Origin of the sequence: Ruminococcus sp. N15.MGS-57, assembly GCF_000980385.1 — a bacterium.
In the GTDB taxonomy this organism is placed as follows: domain Bacteria; phylum Bacillota; class Clostridia; order Oscillospirales; family Ruminococcaceae; genus Hominimerdicola; species Hominimerdicola aceti.
On record NZ_LARF01000004.1, the window covers coordinates 32,059 to 51,924 of the forward strand.

General features: G+C 42.7%; 15 protein-coding genes. 9 read left to right on the forward strand and 6 right to left on the reverse strand.

Annotated elements, in window-relative coordinates; translation table 11 throughout:
• Positions 1-3: 3 nt before the first annotated feature.
• Entirely contained in the window at positions 4-984 is a 981-nt protein-coding gene (dusB, locus tag WS40_RS01345; RefSeq protein WP_046439557.1) for a tRNA dihydrouridine synthase DusB, read from the reverse strand.
• A 202-nt stretch (positions 985-1,186) separates the two neighbouring features.
• On the opposite strand from dusB, the gene WS40_RS01350 reads away from it, so the two are divergent.
• The 8 genes from WS40_RS01350 (at position 1,187) to WS40_RS01385 (ending at position 10,279) form a co-directional block, all read left to right on the forward strand.
• Positions 1,187-2,572 (forward strand): glycine--tRNA ligase, encoded by a 1,386-nt coding sequence (locus tag WS40_RS01350; protein ID WP_046439559.1) that lies wholly within the window; start codon positions 1,187-1,189, stop codon positions 2,570-2,572.
• Positions 2,573-2,715: 143 nt separating this feature from the next.
• Positions 2,716-3,504 carry a TatD family hydrolase gene (locus WS40_RS01355; protein ID WP_325208356.1) on the forward strand — a complete coding sequence of 263 codons (789 nt, stop codon included), beginning with the start codon at positions 2,716-2,718 and terminating at the stop codon, positions 3,502-3,504.
• A 9-nt stretch (positions 3,505-3,513) separates the two neighbouring features.
• Positions 3,514-4,473 carry a glycosyltransferase family 2 protein gene (locus WS40_RS01360; RefSeq protein ID WP_046439563.1) on the forward strand — a complete coding sequence of 320 codons (960 nt, stop codon included), beginning with the start codon at positions 3,514-3,516 and terminating at the stop codon, positions 4,471-4,473.
• 6 nt (positions 4,474-4,479) lie between these two features.
• On the forward strand, positions 4,480-5,037 hold the full coding sequence (locus tag WS40_RS01365; RefSeq protein ID WP_046439565.1) for an SseB family protein: 558 nt from the start codon (positions 4,480-4,482) through the stop codon (positions 5,035-5,037).
• A 265-nt stretch (positions 5,038-5,302) separates the two neighbouring features.
• Positions 5,303-6,025: a hypothetical protein gene (locus WS40_RS01370; protein ID WP_046439567.1), complete on the forward strand. Its 723-nt coding sequence runs from the start codon at positions 5,303-5,305 to the stop codon at positions 6,023-6,025.
• A gap of 77 nt (positions 6,026-6,102) precedes the next feature.
• The gene (locus tag WS40_RS01375) at positions 6,103-7,029 is read left to right on the forward strand and encodes a DMT family transporter (protein WP_046439569.1); all 927 of its coding nucleotides are present in this window, start codon (positions 6,103-6,105) and stop codon (positions 7,027-7,029) included.
• A gap of 247 nt (positions 7,030-7,276) precedes the next feature.
• Positions 7,277-9,718, forward strand: coding sequence for a YfhO family protein (locus WS40_RS01380; protein WP_325208353.1), 2,442 nt, complete (start codon positions 7,277-7,279; stop codon positions 9,716-9,718).
• Between the two features lie 21 nt (positions 9,719-9,739).
• Entirely contained in the window at positions 9,740-10,279 is a 540-nt protein-coding gene (locus WS40_RS01385; RefSeq protein WP_022287170.1) for an NUDIX domain-containing protein, read from the forward strand.
• A 160-nt stretch (positions 10,280-10,439) separates the two neighbouring features.
• Here the strand turns inward: WS40_RS01385 and nifJ are convergent, their stop codons facing one another.
• The 3 genes from nifJ to WS40_RS01400 form a co-directional block, all read right to left on the reverse strand.
• Positions 10,440-14,009, reverse strand: a complete 3,570-nt coding sequence (gene nifJ, locus WS40_RS01390; RefSeq protein ID WP_046439572.1) for a pyruvate:ferredoxin (flavodoxin) oxidoreductase — start codon at positions 14,007-14,009, stop codon at positions 10,440-10,442.
• Between the two features lie 340 nt (positions 14,010-14,349).
• Positions 14,350-15,264, reverse strand: coding sequence for a ParB/RepB/Spo0J family partition protein (locus WS40_RS01395; RefSeq protein WP_046439574.1), 915 nt, complete (start codon positions 15,262-15,264; stop codon positions 14,350-14,352).
• Between the two features lie 46 nt (positions 15,265-15,310).
• Positions 15,311-16,102 carry a ParA family protein gene (locus tag WS40_RS01400; RefSeq protein ID WP_046439576.1) on the reverse strand — a complete coding sequence of 264 codons (792 nt, stop codon included), beginning with the start codon at positions 16,100-16,102 and terminating at the stop codon, positions 15,311-15,313.
• A gap of 285 nt (positions 16,103-16,387) precedes the next feature.
• Between WS40_RS01400 and WS40_RS01405 the strand changes: the two genes are divergently transcribed.
• A complete protein-coding gene (locus WS40_RS01405; protein WP_022287174.1) occupies positions 16,388-17,254 on the forward strand; it encodes a ParB/RepB/Spo0J family partition protein in 867 nt (288 codons plus the stop codon).
• A gap of 57 nt (positions 17,255-17,311) precedes the next feature.
• On the opposite strand, the gene WS40_RS11240 is transcribed toward WS40_RS01405, so the two are convergent.
• Both WS40_RS11240 and WS40_RS01415 read right to left on the reverse strand, forming a co-directional pair.
• Positions 17,312-18,661, reverse strand: coding sequence for a CAP domain-containing protein (locus tag WS40_RS11240; RefSeq protein ID WP_022287175.1), 1,350 nt, complete (start codon positions 18,659-18,661; stop codon positions 17,312-17,314).
• Between the two features lie 81 nt (positions 18,662-18,742).
• On the reverse strand, positions 18,743-19,672 hold the full coding sequence (locus tag WS40_RS01415) for an NAD-dependent epimerase/dehydratase family protein (RefSeq protein WP_038672779.1): 930 nt from the start codon (positions 19,670-19,672) through the stop codon (positions 18,743-18,745).
• Positions 19,673-19,866: the final 194 nt, after the last annotated feature.

Consider the following 19,866-nt stretch of genomic DNA (forward strand, 5'->3'; position numbering starts at 1 on the left):
TGTTTATTCTCCTAACTCGTTTGCAAGTATGTGGTCTATCATCTCATAAAGGTCAGAAATGGTATTAAGCCCACCGCACTGCGCTCTTAGCCTTGCAGAGCCTTTCAGCCCTTTAACATACCATGCGCAGTTTTTTCTGGCTTCTTTCATGCCCTGACGTTCGCCCTTGTATTTGCATATAAGCTCGCAGTGCTTTTTCATCACCGCCATTTTTTCTTCTATGCTCACCTCAGGAAGCTTTTCCCCTGTTTCAAGATAATGCTTCACGTCACGGAAAACCCATGGTCTGCCATAGCTTCCTCTGCCTATCATCACAAGGTCACAGCCAGTCTGCTCATACATTGCCTTTGCGCTTTCTCCGTCAACAACGTCACCGTTTCCGATAACAGGTATCTTCACAGCCCCTTTTACCTGCTTTATTATATCCCAATCGGCTTTACCTGAATAAAACTGCGTTCTCGTCCTGCCGTGACAGGTGACGGCGCTTGCCCCTGCCTGCTCGATGAGCTTTGCAAACTCCACTGCATTTATGCTGTTTTCGTCCCAGCCTGCACGAAATTTCACTGTAACAGGGCAGTTTGCGTTTTTTACCACCTCTCTGCATATCTCTGCCGCAGTGTCGGGAAGCCTCATAAGTGCAGAGCCGCTGCCGTTGCCTACTATCTTAGGCACAGGACAGCCCATGTTTATATCAATGATATCAGGGGAATAATCGTTGAGCTTATAAGCCGCTTTTCCCATATAATAAGGGTCTTCCCCGAAAAGCTGCAAAGCATAGGGGCGTTCCTCTTTCTCAATCTCGCAAAGACGTGCAGTCTTTTTGTCGCCAAAGCACAGACCCTTCGAGGATATCATCTCGCTCACAAGATATGACGCACCATACTCTTTGCACATAAGGCGATATGATTTATCTGCCACCGATGCCATGGGTGCTAATGCGGCGGTCTTTTCTATTTCAACGTTTCCGATAAAAAAACTGTTCATCAAGTCAAATTCTCCTAATATGTTCCAATACATGAATAGTCATAGCGATACTATTTTATTATAGCACAATGCGTGATTTTTTGCAACGATAAAAAGCCATATAACTACACAAAGTAATAAATCGCTGAAACGCCTTGACATTTGCGGAATTTTGCTATAAAATATAATGGTAGTATTATATTTTGTATAAGGAGAATGTTTCATGAATAATTCTGAAAAAACCATGGATAAGATCGTGGCTCTCTGTAAAAACAGAGGCTTTGTATACCCTGGAAGCGAGATCTACGGCGGTCTTGCAAACACTTGGGACTACGGTCCGCTTGGCGTTGAGCTGAAAACTAACATCAAGAACGCTTGGAGAAAGAAGTTCATTCAGGAGAACAAGTACAACGTTGGTCTTGACTCCGCTATCCTTATGAATCCGCAGACTTGGGTGGCTTCAGGTCACATCGGCGGATTCTCTGACCCTCTTATGGACTGCAAGGACTGTAAGACACGTCACAGAGCGGACAACCTTATCGAAGATTTCGACGGCACTAACGTTGCAGGCTGGACAAACGAGCAGATGATGGACTACATCAAGGAAAAGCAGATCCCATGCCCAGATTGCGGCAGCCACAACTTCACTGATATCCGTCAGTTCAACCTTATGTTCAAGACATTTCAGGGTGTAACTGAGGACTCAAAGTCTGAGCTTTATCTGCGTCCTGAAACTGCACAGGGTATCTTTGTAAACTTTGCAAATATCCAGAGAACAACAAGAAAGAAAGTACCTTTCGGTGTTGCACAGGTAGGTAAGTCATTCAGAAACGAGATCACTCCGGGTAACTTTATTTTCCGTGTTCGTGAGTTTGAGCAGATGGAGCTTGAGTTCTTCTGCAAGCCGGGCACAGACCTTGAGTGGTTCAACTACTGGAGAGGCTTCTGCAAGGATTGGCTCCTTAGCCTTAACATCAAGGAAGAAAACCTTCGTCTGAGAGATCATTCACCTGAGGAGCTTTGCTTCTATTCAAAGGCTACAACTGACTTTGAGTATCTCTTCCCATTTGGCTGGGGCGAGCTTTGGGGCGTTGCCGACAGAACTGATTATGACCTTAATCAGCACATCAAGACAAGCGGTAAGAGCCTTGATTACTTTGACCCTGAAACAAACGAGAGATATGTTCCATACGTTATCGAGCCTTCCCTTGGCGTTGAGAGATTGTTCCTGACAGTTGTCTGCGAAGCATATGACGAGGAGAACATCGGCACAGAGGAGAAGCCTGACGTTAGAACTGTTATGCGTTTCCACCCTGCACTTGCTCCTTTCAAGGCTTGCGTTCTTCCGCTTTCCAAGAAGCTCAGCGAGCAGGCAGGCGAGCTTTATGCAGAGCTTTCAAAGCACTTCCTTGTTGACTATGACGAGGCTGGCTCTATAGGTAAGAGATATCGCCGTCAGGACGAGATCGGTACACCATTCTGCATCACATATGACTTTGATTCTGTTGAGGACGGCTGTGTAACAGTAAGAGACAGAGATACAATGGAGCAGGAGCGTATCAAGATCGACGAGCTGGTAGCTTATATCGAAAAGAAGATAGCTTTCTAGTAAAATAAAGATCTTTGCGGGCGAACGGTTTGTTCGCCCGTTTTTTATGCCCGTTTTTACAATAAAAAGCTTTACAAAATTGGCGAGTTGTGATATAATATGTTTGTATATTTTTACGAAAGGACGTCCTTGCCATAAAAAATATATTTGACTCACATTGTCACTATGACGATCACGCTTTCGATGAGGACAGATACGAAGTCCTTGACAGGCTTCTTTGCGACCCTGACTCTCCTGTAGACAAGGTCTGCCACGCCGCAACGGACGAAAGATCGTCTTTGTTCGGAATCGAAACTGCGAAAAAATATGAGAATTTCTATACCTCTGTTGGCTTTCACCCTGAGTGTATGGATACTCTTCCTGAAAATTATATGCAGGTGCTTGACGAGCTTTATTTGAAAGCCTGCTCTACTCACAAGCTTGTTGCGGTTGGTGAGATAGGGCTTGACTATCATTATGAGGGATATGACAAAGAAAAACAGATAAAGCTTTTTGACAAGCAGGTGGAATATGCTGTGAAGAAAAGTCTGCCTGTTATAGTTCACTGCCGTGAAGCCACTCAGGACTGCCTTGACGTGCTGAACAAATATGCGCCGTCAGGTGTAGTTCACTGCTTTTCAGGCTCGGCGGAGACCGCAGAGATAGTGCTTGGGCTTGGTATGTACATCGGGTTTACAGGTGCGCTTGCTTTTAAAAATGCTAAAAAAGCCAAACGTGCTCTTGAAGTTGTCCCAATGGACAGGCTTCTTCTTGAAACGGACTGCCCTTACATGGCGCCCCCTCCTTACAGAGGACAGAGGTGCGAAAGCCCTATGATAGAAGAAGTGGCAAAGGTCGTGGCTGAGATAAAAAAACTCGATCCGCAGGAAGTGCTTGACATTACAAATAGAAACGCTTGCCGCCTGTTCGGGATCGAATATGAGAAAGGATAAGAGAACAAAATGAAAGAAACTATGTATGTAGTGATACCATGCTACAATGAAGAACAAATGTTGCCTATCACAGCGGAAGCGCTTATAAAAAAGCTCGACGAGCTGAAGGCAGAAGGTCGTATCGCACAGAACAGCAAGGTCATGTTCGTTGACGACGGCTCAAAGGACAAAACGTGGGAGATAATACAGAAACTCCACGAAGCAAGCCCTGTTTTCACAGGTCTTAAGCTCTCAAGAAACAAAGGTCATCAGAACGCACTGCTGGCTGGTCTTATGACGGCGAGAAACTATGCTGATATCGTTGTTTCCATGGACGCTGACTTGCAGGACGATATAAACGCTATTGACGGCTTCCTTGATAAGAGGGCAGAGGGCTGTGATATTGTTTACGGCGTTCGTTCATCGAGAGAAAAGGATACCGCTTTCAAGCGTGGAACTGCTCAGGCATATTACAAGCTTTTGGAGCATATGGGCGTTGAGATAACATATAATCACGCTGATTACAGACTTATGAGCAAAAGGGCTATAGACGCTCTGGCAGAGTTTAAGGAAGTAAATCTGTTTCTGAGAGGTCTTGTGCCAATGGTTGGCTTCAAGAGCGACATCGTTAAGTATGTAAGAAACGAGCGTGTGGCGGGCGAATCTAAATATCCGCTGAAAAAAATGCTTTCCTTTGCAGTTGAGGGAATAACCTCACTTTCTGTAAAGCCTATAAGATTTATCACCACTATCGGTATAATAGTATTTTTAGTATCACTTATAATGCTTATATATTTCCTTATAACATGGGCAGTGGGACACACTGTTCAGGGCTGGGCTTCAACTATCACGTCTATATGGGCGATAGGCGGACTTCAGCTTTTGGCTATAGGCATTATCGGAGAATATATAGGCAAGATCTATTTGGAAACAAAGGCTAGACCTAAATTTATAATCGAAACAAATCTTGAAGAAACAGACAAGGAGTAATTAAAAATGGCAGAACTCAAGGCTAACAATCAGAAACCAAATTTCGACAACAACCCTAAGCTTATAGAAGCTATCGCAGAAATGAGAAAGAATTTCTGTGCCGAAACTCAAAACAAGGTAATAAACACAGCACTTGCCTGCACATTTCTCGTGCCTGCAATGGTAGAAAAGACAACAGAGCTTGTTGCCGACGCTGAAAACCATGTTAATTTTGAGGACAAGAGCAAGGCTAAGTTCATTCTTCTCAACAACAACAAAACAAACGGCACATTTTTCCCTGTTTTCACTTCCCCAGAGGAAGCTAAAAAACTCCAGTATGACAAACCATTCCAGAGCTTTGCAATGAGATTTCAGGATATAGCTGCTCTCACTGAGCAGACGCCAAAGGTACAGGGCTTTGTTGTAAACCCATTTGGCGAGAACCTTCCTTTCACTCAGGAAATGCTGGAGTCTATCAAGCAGACTCTCATAAGGGTAGCAAAGGAGCGCAAGGCGGCTAAAGAAGCTGCTGAAAAGGGCGAAGCTCCTGACATTGCTGTTACAAACAACGAAACAGCAGAGTAAAATACTTAAGCATATCGGAGGACGGACGGACTGTGTTCGTCCTCTTTTTTACCTGTCTATAAAAATCTAATTACAGAAGTCCGTGTCTTATTTTTACGAAAACTATGCTTAATATAGTTGACAAAGATCATGCCGTGTGTTATAATTGTAGTAATATGGTGGGAAATAAAGCGTGTTATTTGTGCAGTGTTCACTATCACGCACCACGCAAAAGACTAAAAGGTTCTGCTTTTAGAAATTTTTTTCGTGATCTGAGGGAGTATATATGGCTAACGAAACTGAGCTTGAAAAAATTGACCGTGCTGCCGAATACTTTGAAAGATATTTTGAGTTTGAGGACGCTGTAACGGTCAGCAAGGAAAACAAGGAATATCTCAAAACCTATATCCATGACAACGACTATGTTGTCAAAAACTTCAATATAAAAAATAAGATCGTTAAGGCTGTGGGCATAAGTGCGGCTATTGGCGTGGCGGCTTTCCTGCTGCTGTGGCTGCTCCTTGGCACAAAGCTTATTATAGTGGGCATTATTGCAGGTGCACTTATTTTTATCGGTGTAGGCGTTTTCGGTATCGCTCTCAACAAATATAGACTTACTGCTGCTGAACAGAAGCAGGTTGAAGTGAACGAGGGCATAAACGAACAGATAATAATGCTTGATGACAGAATAAAGCAGGTAGAACGTCAGAGAGATGATTACTACAAGGCTCTTGAAAAGAGAGTGCCTTTCATGTCACTTGACTATATGAAGAACGTTCAGCAGATAAAACAGTTTCTTGTGGACGGCAAGGCTGACACCTGCGAGGAAGCTGTGGATATGTTCGAGGAGTCGATGCTTTTACAGCAAATGACGGATATCATGACAAAGAGCGAAACTATCGAGCCTGTCAAGGACGATAAGGAACGTTTCGGCGACCCTTTGAAGATAATAAAGGAAAACAAGAAGAAACGCAAAAAGGAAAAGAAAGCAAAAAAAGACAAAAAGTAACTTTCGACCGCAGCAGCATTTTACGCCGTTGCGGTCTTTCTGTGAAGATCCACAATTTGCTATAGATAGGATAATGTATGAACGAGAAAAAAGATATTCTGACAAAAACATGGGTAGTGGCTGTCCTTGCGTCCATATGCTGTATGCTGTGGGGAAGTGCATTTTCCTGCGTTAAAATAGGCTACAGCCTTATGAACATAACCACCAATGACAGCGGCTCTCAGCTTGTGTTTGGGGGCATAAGATTTTTTGTGGCAGGGCTAATGGCTCTTGCCATGGGAAGCGGAGCGGAGAGAAAAATTCTCCTGCCAACAAAGACTTCCATACCAAAGATCATGATAATAAGCCTTTTTCAGACAATTTTGCAGTATTTTTTCTACTACATAGGTCTTGCCCACACAACGGGGGTAAAGGCAGCGATAATAGTTGGGGCGAACGTTTTTATTGCGATACTTGTGTCATCGCTTTTATACAAGCTTGAAAAGCTCACCGCTGTGAAAATAGCAGGCTGTATATTTGGTTTTTCGGGGATAATCATTATAAATCTCGGGGGACTTTCGGGGGTAAGCTTCAATTTTCTCGGGGACGGATTTATTTTTCTTTGCACCTGTGCATACGCTTTTTCATCGGTGTATATGAAGCGCTATTCCGAAACAGAAGACCCTGTTATGCTTAGCGGCTGGCAGTTCGTTTTCGGTGGAGCAGTTCTCACTGTCATAGGCTTTTTAATGGGCGGCAGGCTTGGTCACATGAGCGCAAAGGCTTTTTTGATGCTTTTGTATCTTGCCTTTGTATCAGCGGCGGCATATTCTCTGTGGGCAGTGCTTTTGAAGCACAACCCTGTTTCAAAGGTGGCAATTTTCGGCTTTATGAACCCTGTGTGCGGAGTGCTGCTTTCAACTATCCTGCTTGGTGAAAAAGGAATTTTTGGCGTTCAGGGGATAGCCGCACTTATCCTTGTATGCTCGGGTATCTTCATTGTTCAGAGAAAAGGGAATAAATAATATTGTAACTATGCTCATATGCTTTTGCATATTCACGTTGTTTGTATGTAGGGGCGAACAGTGTTCGCCCATTGATTTGACATTTTTGCAACAGACTGGCTCATGTGCTTATTGCATATGAGCTTTTTTATTCAAAATCGTTCTAAAGACTGTTTAAAATGTTGATTTTTATATGTAGCTGTGTTATAATGAATTGTGTATGGTTTTTTACCAATATATTATCAGTAAAGAAAAAGAGGACAAGACAATGTTTAAGAAAAACGGACTTCTAAAAAGCCCTGACAGCAAGCCAAAAGAAAAGTATCTGCTGCTGTTTGCGGTGGCTTTTATCGGCATGATGATCTCGTTCATTCCGTCTATGATAGTGAACAAGGGCATCTTTCTCTACTATGGCGACTTCAACTCACAGCAGATGATGTTCTATCAGCACTGTCATGACGCTGTTCGCAGCGGAAACATGGGCTGGGATTGGGGAACGGACTTAGGCTCGAGCTTTGTTGGCTCATATGCTTTCTATCTCCTTGGCTCGCCATTTTTCTGGCTCACTACACTTTTCCCGTCAGGTGCAGTGCCTTATCTGATACCATGGCTCCTTGCGCTGAAAACGGCTATCGCCGCAATAACAGCCTACGCTTACATCAGATTTTTTGTTGACAATACAAGCGCCTGCTTTATAGGCGGTCTGCTTTACGCTTTCTCAGGCTTCCAGACCTACAACGTTTTCTTCAACCACTTCCACGACGCAACGGCGTTCTTCCCTCTCATGCTTTTAGGATTTGAACTGTTGGTTCAAAAGAACAAGAAGGGTCCGTTTGCGGTAGCGGTAGCTATATGTGCGACCATAAGCTATTTCTTCTTTGCCTGCGAGGTCGTATTCGTTATTATCTACTTCTTCCTGAGATGCCTAGACAAGGACTTTGAAATTGACATGAAGAAGTTCGGTCTGCTTATCCTTGAGGCTGTTATCGGTGTGATGATATCCGCTGTTATCTTCCTGCCGTCAGCGCTGAGCGTAATGGGCAACTACCGTGTAAACGAAAGACTTTATGGACTTGACCTTGTTATATACGGTGAAAATGTAAGAATACCAAGAATTATCCAATCGTTCTTTATGCTTTCCGATATGCCTGCAAGAATAAATATCCTTAACTCAGACAAGGCAAGATGGGCTTCAATGGCAGGCTATCTGCCTATGTTCTCAATGGCAGGCGTTATAGCGTTTATGAGAACGAGAAAAAAAGGCAAAGACAGTTGGCTTACAAAGGCTATTATCGTGTTCGGCATAATGGCTTGCGTGCCTATATTGAACTCCTCTTTCGTCCTTTTCAATGCGTCATATTATGCAAGATGGTATTATATGCCTATACTGCTTATGTGCCTTATGACAGCAAAGGTCATCGCAGAAAACAAGGACGATCTGAAAAAGGGATTTGTGCCTGTTTGTGTAGTATGTGCGATATTTATTGGCATCGGTCTGCTTCCGACAAGCGAAAACGGCGTTGTATCCTATGGCAAAGTCCCTGAATATATTGAACTCTACTACATTCAGGCTATCGTTACCATAGTAATGATAATAATGCTTGGCACGCTTATATATGTGGTCGCAGAGAAGAAGCTCGACTACATGAAGATCGCTTCTGCAATGACGGCGGTTGCGGTGGTCATCTGCATGACTTCTTCTATCGTATACGGCGTAAGCCAGGGTACTGACAACACCGACTACATCAACAGAGCAATAAACGGTGGCGACAACATCAACATGGATAAGCTGGAGTCTGGATCAGAGAACTACAATGCTGACAACAATTTTTACAGAATAGATACCTCAGAAAATGTCGACAACTGGTGTATGTTCTGGAAGCTTTCATCAATGAGATGCTTCCACAGCGTTGTTTCAACATCTATCATGGATTTCTACAGCTCTATCGGACAAACGAGAGATGTTGCATCAAGAATGGAAACTAAGGTCTATCCACTAAGAAGCCTGTTTTCCGTAAAATACTATTTCAATGAACTTACTGAAAGTGAGAGAAAAGGTATCACAGAGGTATCGAAGCCTGAAACTCTTGCAAATCTCTACGGCTTTGAATATGTTGATACTCAGAACGGTTTCAACATTTACGAAAACAAATATTATGTACCAATGGGCTTCACATATGATTACTACTGCCTTGACAGCGACATTCAGAAGGCTTCAGAGGTAGACAAGACCTCAATGCTCATGAAAGCCCTTGTGCTTACCCCTGAGCAGGCTGCAAAATACAATAATATTCTCAGCTACTACAGCTTTAAGGGTACTGACTACTCAACAGATCAGTATTATCAGAACTGCCTTGACAGACGTGCAAACAGTTGTTCATCATTCAGTTATGATTCTTACGGCTTCAACGCCAAGATCGACCTTGACAAGGATAACCTTGTGTTCTTCTCAGTTCCATATGATGACGGCTGGAGCGCAAAGGTGAATGGTCAGGACGTGGAAATAGAAAAGGTGGATTACGGCTTTATGGCTGTGCTTTGTCCTGCGGGTTCAAACGACATCCAGTTCACATATGAAACAAAGGGACTTTTCTGGGGCAAGGTAATAACAGCCGTTGGCTTCGGCTCGCTTATCGTTTACCTTGGCGCAGTGAGATTTACAGGCAGAAAGAAAAAAGAAGAAGCTCAGCCTGTTGAAAAGAACGCATAAACCTGAAAGGGAGGATATAAAATGTATCAGAACGAAAAAACTATCAGTGAAAAAGAGATATACAAGGGCAGGGTCGTTCACCTGACTTGTGATGAAGTGGAGCTTGAAAACGGCTACAAGACGCTTAGAGAGGTCATTCATCACCCCGGCGGAGTTTGCATCGTTGCTCTTGACGAGGACGAGAATGTTTATTTTGTGAAGCAGTTCCGCTATCCTTTTAAGACCGCACTTATGGAGATACCTGCAGGAAAGCTTGAATACGGTGAAGATCATTTGGAGTGCGGAAGGCGTGAGCTTAAAGAGGAGATAGGTGCAACGGCAGAAAAAATGACTTATCTTGGCTGTATTTATCCTACAGTGGCTTATGATACCGAGATAATCCATATGTATATGGCAGAGGGACTTGATTTCGGTGAGCAGCACCTTGACGAGGGCGAGTTCCTTGACGTAACAAAAATGCCTCTTGAAGAAGCTTACAAAATGGTCATGGAAAACAAGCTCCCTGACGCAAAGACAACTGCGGCTATACTGAAAACTTATCTTATCAAAAAGGATATGTAGTCCATAATATTTTAACCATGCGATAAAAGAAACGGTCGAACGCTATTCGCCACTGCATATATAAAGGGTACTGTCAACGTGGCAGTACCCTTTTTTTGTGGTAAAAAAAAGAGCGCCCACGCACCGAAGTGCATGAGCGTCTTTTTTATAGTAATTTAGATTACTTTTCCTCAGTATTGTAAAGCTTAGCGTATCTGAGCAGATAATCATATCTGTCCTTAGCGTTCTGAACAGCCTTACCAAAGAGCTTCTCAGCTCTCTCAGGATTCTGTCTAGCAAGTGCGTTGTAACGTACCTCGCCCATGATGAAGTCCTTATAGTCAGCTGTTGGAGCCTTAGAATCAAGGATAAATGGATTCTTGCCCTCTGCCTTAAGACGTGGGTCGAATCTGTACAGATGCCAGTAACCAGCCTGAACAGCCTTCTTCTCCTCTGTCTGAGCGATTGACATACCACCCTTGATACCATGGTTGATACATGGAGCATAACCGATGATGATTGAAGGACCGTGATAAGACTCTGCCTCGTGGATAGCCTTGATGCACTGATTGTAATCAGCACCCATTGCAACGTGAGCTACATATACATAGCCGTAAGACATTGCGATACCTGCGAGATCCTTCTTCTTAACTTCCTTACCAGCTGCTGCGAACTGAGCGATAGCACCTGTTGGAGTTGACTTAGATGACTGTCCGCCTGTATTTGAGTAAACCTCAGTATCGAATACGAAGATGTTTACGTCCTGACCCTGAGCGATAACGTGGTCAACGCCTGAGAATCCGATATCGTAAGCCCAGCCGTCGCCGCCGAAGATCCACATTGACTTCTTTCTCAGATAGTCAGCGTCCTTAAGGATCTCCTCAGTAGCCTTGTTCTTTGTCTTCTTAAGAGCAGCAATAAGGTTATCTGTAGCTGGTGAGTTCTTCTCGCCGTCGTCTACTGTTTCAAGATACTCTTCGCAAGCCTTCTTGAGAGCTGCTGCCTTAGTTGTCTTAGACAGTTCAAGAACCTTAGCGATAGTTCTGTTTCTGATAGTTGACTGTGCAAGGTACATACCGTAACCATACTCAGCGTTATCCTCGAACAGTGAGTTAGCCCAAGCTGGACCCTTGCCGTCCTTGTTTACTGTGTATGGAGTTGAAGGAGCAGAACCACCCCAAATTGATGAGCAGCCTGTTGCGTTAGCAATGTACATTCTGTCACCAAAGAGCTGTGTGATGAGCTTAGCATAAGGTGTTTCACCGCAGCCTGCGCAAGCGCCTGAGAATTCAAGCAGTGGCTGCTTGAACTGTGAGCCCTTAACTGTTGTTGCCTTGAACTTCTCGAATACTTCTGGCTTTTCAGCAAGTGTAAGACCATAGTTGAATACTTCCTGCTCAGCGAGCTGAGTTTCAAGTGGCATCATGCTGAGAGCCTTGTTGCCCTTCTTACCAGGACAAACATTTACGCAAGAACCGCAGCCTGTGCAGTCCAGAGCAGACATTGTCATTACGAAGTTGTAACCAGGCATACCTGTCATAGCTACTGCCTTCTCCTGAGCAAGCTTAGGAGCCTTCTTCAGCTCAGCGTCTGTCATTACAACAGGTCTGATAACTGCGTGTGGACATACATATGAACAGAAGTTACACTGGATACAGTTGTCACCATTCCATGCAGGAACGTCAACAGCGATACCTCTCTTCTCAAATGCAGCAGAACCCTGTGGGAATGTGCCATCTGCCATACCTGTGAATGTTGAAACAGGGAGCTTGTCGCCCTCCTGAGCGTTGCAAGGGATCTGAATGTTGTTTACGAAGTCCTGAAGTGTCTTATCTGCGCACTTAGCGGCAGGCATACCCATTGGAGTATCCTTGCACTTCTTCCAAGATGCAGGAACCTTAACTTCGTGAACCTGCTGACATCCAGCGTCGATAGCGTCATGGTTCATCTTAACGATAGCGTCGCCCTTCTTAGAATAAGAAGCTGTAGCAGCGTCCTTCATGTACTTGATAGCGTCGTCGATAGGAATGATGTTAGCAAGCTTGAAGAATGCAGACTGAAGAACAGTGTTTATTCTGTTGCCCAGACCGATCTCCTTACCGATCTTAACGCCGTTGATAGTATAGAACTTGATATTGTTCTCAGCGATATATCTCTTTACCTGACCTGGGAGGTGCTTATCCAGCTCTTCATGCTCCCACTGGCAGTTCAGAAGGAATGTTCCGCCTGGCTTGATATCCTGTACCATGTTGTACTTAGTGATATAAGACTCGTTATGACAAGCAACAAAGTCAGCCTGATTGATAAGGTATGTTGACTTGATAGGTGTCTTACCGAATCTCAGGTGAGAAACTGTTACACCGCCTGACTTCTTAGAGTCATATGCAAAGTATGCCTGAGCATACAGATCTGTATGGTCACCAATGATCTTGATAGAGTTCTTGTTTGCACCAACAGTACCGTCAGCGCCAAGACCCCAGAACTTACAAGCAGTTGTGCCTGCTGGAGCAGAGTCAAGCTTGCCCTCAGTTTCGAGAGAGAGGTTTGTAACGTCGTCTTCGATACCGATAGTAAATCTTGGCTTATATGTATCCTTCCAGCTTGCATTCCAGTAAACAGCCTTGATCTGTGCAGGAGTTGTATCCTTAGAACCAAGACCATATCTGCCTGAAGCGATAGCTACATCATGAAACTGTGTACCCTTAAGAGCAGCAACAACGTCAAGATAAAGAGGCTCGCCCTCAGAACCTGGCTCCTTAGTTCTGTCAAGAACTGAGATCTGCTCACAAGTTGAAGGGATAGCTTCAACGAGCTTGTCAGCACGGAAAGGTCTGTAAAGTCTAACCTTAACAAGACCGAGCTTTGTGCCTTCCTTCTCGTTGAGGTAATCAATTGTTTCTTCGATAGTGTCACAAACAGAACCCATAGCTACGATAACGTGTGTAGCGTCTGGTGCGCCGTAGTAGTTGAACAGCTTGTAGTTTGTGCCGATCTTTTCGTTTACCTTGTTCATGTAATCCTCTACGATACCAGGGATAGCGTCATAGTATGGGTTACAAGCTTCTCTTGCCTGGAAGAAGATATCAGGGTTCTGAGCTGTACCTCTAAGTACAGGATGCTCAGGGTTAAGAGCTCTCTTTCTGAACTCCTCCACCTTCTCGAAGTCAACCATATCTCTTACGTCTTCCATATCCCATGTCTCGATCTTCTGGATCTCGTGAGATGTTCTGAATCCGTCAAAGAAGTGGATGAATGGTACTCTGCCCTCGATAGTTGAGAGGTGAGCAACTGTACCCAGGTCCATTACCTCCTGTACATTTGAAGAACAAAGCATAGCAAAACCTGTCTGACGGCAAGCATAGATGTCAGAATGGTCGCCGAAAATATTAAGTGCGTGTGAAGCTACACATCTTGCAGATACATGGATAACGCAAGGGAGAAGCTCACCTGCGATCTTATACAGGTTAGGGATCATAAGAAGAAGTCCCTGTGATGCTGTATATGTTGTTGTGAGCGCACCGGCTGCAAGTGAGCCGTGTACTGTACCTGAAGCACCTGCCTCAGACTGCATTTCTGCAAGCTTTACAGGAGTGCCAAACAGGTTTTCCTTACCCTTGGCAGCCCACTGGTCTGTTACTTCTGCCATAACAGATGATGGTGTGATTGGATAGATAGCAGCAACTTCTGTAAATGGGTATGACGCCCAAGCAGCAGCGTTGTTTCCGTCCATGGTTTTCATTTTTCTTGCCATTTTAGAATCATTCCTTTCTCGATATTTCAAGCAAAAGCTCAAAACTCAAATTTCCTTTTTAGCGTACTTTTTCAAGCACGTCTGTTTAAGGACAGCAGATATTTTCTTCAAAAGTAAGCTGTAACAAACTTTCTCAGGATACATCTGTTTTAACTCTTATAGTATACCACTTATTTTTCAATTTGTAAAGACCTTTTACCACATTTTTTCTTGATTTATACGCTGTAAACCCCCTATTTTCGGTTAGTTATGACTTCCTCATATTTCAGACGTGCTGTATTACATAGATAAAAAAAATGCCTGCCGAAACAGACATTTTTCATATATATAAAGTATAAAACTAGCAGTTCATAAGAAGTTCGGCGAGGGCATTGAGTATCTTATCCACATCAACATCAGAGCTGAATTTTACATCAAGCTTTGAGCCGCCTTTTTTATCCTCGCTTAAACTTACACGAAGCTTATCGGTAGCTTGATTTACTCTTATCTCAAACTCAGTATACATAGGATTTGTAATAGTACGCTTTATTTTCTTTTCAGCTTTTTTATTTGTTTCCAAAACGGCGATAGCTTTTTCAAGCTCTCTTACCGTCCAGCCATTTTCTATACACTCTGCGGCAAGCTTCTCCTGAGTATCCTTATCCGCAACGCCTGCAAGCACCTTTGCGTGACCCTCGGTGAGCTTTTTGTCACGGAGCATTTCCTGCACATTTTCGCTAAGGGAAAGAAGTCTGATAGAGTTTGCCACAGCGGAACGTGAACGTCCAACAGCTTCTGCCACCTGTTGCTGAGTAAGACCATAGGTTTCCATAAGAGTCTGATAAGCTGCAGCCTCCTCAAGAGGTGTAAGGTCTTTACGCTGGATATTTTCAATAAGGGATATCTCAGCGGCTTCAAGATCTGTAAGCTCCTTTATATAAACAGGTATCTCATCAAGTCCAGCCAGACGTGCCGCACGCCACCTGCGCTCGCCTGCAACTATCTTATATCCTCCATTGTCAAGAGGTCTTACAAGTATAGGCTGCAAAACGCCATGCTGTCTGATATTTTCCGCAAGCTCATTAAGAGCGTCCTCGTCGAACTCAGAACGCGGCTGATTTTTGTCAGGCTCAATAAGAGATATCCTTACTGTGGAAATGCCATTTTCGCCATCATCATTTTTTACCGATTCACTATCAGATCGTGCGATCTCATCTATAGAATTATCAAAGAACAGGCTATCCAAGCCTCTGTCCATTTTGCTTTTTTTAGCCATTGTATTTTCCTTTCACATTATAAGATACAATGTTCCATGTGGAACATTATTTTTCTTTATTCTTTGCCGCTTTTTTCTTTTCTCTTTTAGCTATTTCTTTTGCAAGATTTTCATATGCCTTTGAGCCTTTTGCCTTCTTATCATAATAAATAGCCGGCTCACCAAAGCTTGGTGCTTCCGACAAGGCAACGTTTCTCGGTATGGTAGTTTCAAAGACTTCCTTTGCAAAGTGCTTTTTGACCTCGCTTATTATCTGACCTGTTATCTTGTATCTTTCAACGCACATTGTAAACAAAATGCCCTCAATATCAAGGTCAGGATTGAAAGAAACTTTTACTCTGTTGATAGTATTGTGAAGCTCAACAAGACCCTCCAAAGAAAGAAACTCACATTGGAGAGGGATAAGTACAGAATCAGCCGCCGCAAGTGCATTTATTGTGAGCATATCGAGAGTTGGGGGACAATCTATAAATATGTAGTCATAAAATTCTTTTGCAGGCATAAGAGCGTTGCGAAGCTTCATTGCTCTGTCTTTTTCATTCACAAGTGACACAGATGCACCTGAAAGGTCCTGAGTTGTCGGCACAACTGAAACTCCACGGCAGGAAGTTGGCACGACAGCTTCAAATATCGAACATTCTTCAAATATTACATCAAACACTGTATTTCTGATACTTTTTTTCTTTATACCAAAGCTTGTGGTAGTATTGCCCTGTGGGTCAAAGTCAACGATCAGGACTTTTTTGCCCTTTAGTCCAAAAACCGCTGCAAGATTTACAACAGTAGTAGATTTTCCAACGCCGCCTTTCTGATTTGAAACGGCAATTATTTTTCCCATATTCTTGACCTCTTTTCTTAGTAGAATTATATCATATTTATTATACTACAATTTTTCACTTTTGAAAAGACCCTTTTACAAATTTTCTTGAAAATGTTCCACATGGAACAAATCAGATTTTTACTTTATCCGACAAAGTCCATGACAATTTAGAAAATAATACAAAGAATAAAGTATCAATATCAAAATCAAGGTCATAAAGAGCAGAAAAGTTTTCTGAATAAAATATAGCATTGAAGATCGTGAAGTGTTATGATTATTTTAAAACGAAACGGAGGTATAAAAATGAGCATTTTCCCAAAAACATTAACAAAAGCTTTCAGCGAAGAAACTGACGAATCACAAAGGGCTTCACCATATCAGACGTTAGGCAAAATAATCGACATTTCCATAGGAGAGATAAGGCCGAACCCTGTTCAGCCAAGACGATATTTCTCACCTGCCGAACTAACAAGCCTTGCAAAAAGCATTTCTCAGGACGGGATCATACAACCTCTCACAGTGCGGCGTGTAAAAGGCACTTTTGAGCTTGTGTCAGGTGAGCGACGTTTGCGTGCGGCAAAGCTTGCAGGACTAAGGTCAGTGCCGTGTATACTTATCAATGCCACAGAGGAACGTTCGCAGGTCATTGCACTTATAGAGAATATCCAACGTTGTGACCTGAACTTTTTTGAAGAAGCCGAAGCGATCTCTCAGCTCATCACAAAATATGGCATGACTCAGGAATCTGCGGCTATTCGTCTGGGACTTGCTCAATCCACAGTTGCAAACAAACTTCGTATTCTGAAACTTAACACTGAGGAACGCAAAATAATTCTCGATAACAATATGTCAGAACGTCACGCAAGGGCTTTGCTAAAGATCACAGATAGTGACCGCAGGCTCGCTGTGTTGAACAAAGCGGCTGAAAGTGGGTGGACAGTTGACACATTGGAAAAATATATTGCCAAGCTTCTGAAAGATGATGAAAAGCGTGCAAGCTATCACAAAAGAGCGGCTATGTTAAAAGATGTTAGATTGTTTTTCAACAGTGTCAATAAGGCGATAGATGTTATGAGAATGGCAGGAGTGAACGCTGACGCAAAACGTATTGACCACGAGGATTATATCGAATATATTATAAAGATACCATCGGAGAAGCAGGCAGAATAAAATGTTCCACATGGAACAAAAAAATTGGACAGGCTCAAAAGTCTGTCCAAATTTTTTTTATATATCGCTGTAAAAAAGCTGTTCCCAATAGGTGTATTCCCCGTTTTCTGACTTTGTGGCTTTTGCACACGCCATGTAATGCACATCAGGGTTGAGGATATTTTCTCTATGAGGCGGCGAGTCCATCCATGCGTCAAAGGCTTCTTTTACTGTGGTCATGCTGTTCATACCATATGCGATATTTTCAGCCGCCGCACGCCATTCAGGAAGGTCAGTTTCTTCTATAGCTGTGATGTATGAATTGCCGTCAGGTCTGTCATGAGAATAATTTTCCAGAAGTTCGTTCGCTCGCACATCTGCCGCAGAGTCGAGAAGTTCAAGTCCCTCAAGCTCTCTTAAACCATACTGTTTTCTGACTTCATTTACATAGCCAAGCATTTCAGATGTTTCAGCAGAAAGATTTCTATTTGACATATTCGTGCTTGAATCAGGTTCAGTAGGCTCGGCAGGCTGAGGAGCAGAGGGCTGTTCTTCCTGCACAGGCTCGGTAACAGTTTCAGTTTGCGTTTCTGTTTTCTTTTCAGTTTTCTTTGAAGTCGTTGTGGTAGTAGTAGCCGTTGTCGTTGTTGTAGTAACAGTTGTAGTCACAGCTTTTATATCTGCACTGTGAGGTGGCCGCATGGTCTTTCCGTTTATGATAACCTTATCCCCTGACACGCTTATGTAGTTATTGCCTACCACTATGGATTCCATAAGCTCATTATCAGTGTTCGTTATCTCCATGCCCTTATCCATGGCTTCAAGCACATACTTTGAGCCGTTCACATCTTTTACAGTAGCTTTCTTTACTGTCTTGCCGTCTTTTACAATCTCAAACTTATTCTCTGCGATACACCTTATAGTCACCTTGTCAGTTACGTTAAAGTTGCTGAAGCTTTCGTCAATATATGTCACCTTTGTGTTTGCATAGTAGACCTCGTTGGCTGATATTATTATCCTTGTGCCTTTATAACTGAACGAGTTGACCTTTTTTCCGTTTTTAGTGACAGTGACAGTATTTCCGTCACAGGTCAGTACAAGCTTATCACCGTTATCATCGGTTATCTCAAAAGAGTTCACTATCTCATTTGAACTGTTTATAAGAGTATATCCCCCCTGCACATTTGCAAAAAGGGTATAGCCGCCATCGAAAACTATCTTTGTACAAGTCGCTGCTGTTTGTATAGTAGTCACTGAACCCGTGATAGTTTCGGCAGACTTTTTATTTGTGGTCACAGTTGTGGTGACTCCTGTGCTGACGCTTGAAAGCTTTTTGGGCTTTTCTTCCCCTGTGTTTCCGCAAGAGGAAAGACAACAGCCTGCCGCACAGACAACACATAATATTTTAACTAACCTATTGCTTTCCATGATATCTTAGTTCTCCTGTTTTATCAAATGTTCCACATGGAACAATACAAAAAAGGCAGCCCTAGGACTGCCTTTGTGAGTTTATTTTGTGTTTGAAAGTGTCCATCTGAAAGGTGCTATTCTCTTTGCCCTTGTATTGTCTATGTTCCAGTTGTTGAATGTGATAGATGGGTCAAAATAGCGATAATCAGTTTTCATCTTACCTTTGTTGATGCTTAGTCCCATTCCAGGTGATTTCTGGATAACTGCACCTATGCGGTGATGTTCCTTTTCATAATCAATTATCTCTTTTGCCGTTATCAGCCTTGAATCAGCAAGATTGTAGATTCCCTCATATCTTCCTGACGGTACATTGATAATACCATTTATAAAGTCGATAAGATTGAATACACAACAGAATGAAAAACCGTATTCTCCATCATTGAATATGTATGCAACATTTTCCTTTGCGTCAAATACTCTGTCCCTCAGATTTTGTGTATACTCAGCATCATAAATAGGAGCTACTCTGGCAATAACAGGTATAGTTTCAGACTTTTTAAATTCCTTCTGCATTATCTTCTCAGATGTCATCTTAAGATCCGCATAGTTTGAATTTCCCTTTTCAGGAGCAGTTTCCCTTATTGGTTCTCTGCCTTTCTGTACACCATATATTGCTGTTGTGCTGAGCAGGATAAAGCTCCTTACCTCAGCCTTGTTTGCAGCCGCATATATGAACTTATCACATATCTTGCTCTTTTTCATCTCAGCGTCTGTTACATATGGATCTATATCGTTATCTACAGAATTTGCCAGATGCACGACAACGTCGATCTTGTTACTATCGATTACATTTGTAATAGCGTCCTTATCTGTAATATCACACTGGATAAAAGTATAGTTTGGATCAGTTCCAATAAACTCATTTTTGCGTGTATCTATACCGAATACACGATGCTTTTTGTGCAGTAAGCTGGATGTAAGGTACAAGCCTATCATTCCGCTTGCTCCTGTAACTAAAATTGAAGCCAACTCTGCCACTCCTTCCCCAAGTAGAATTGCACATTTCTTTACTATAATTATACCACAGTTTTTATTAATTGCAAATACTTTTTGAAGAAAACTGAAAAATTTAGATTTTCTTTATAATTTTGCTTGCTATATTTAGTGAATTGTGATAAAATTATAGGTATAAATCATAAGCAAAAGAAATATAAAAATATCTT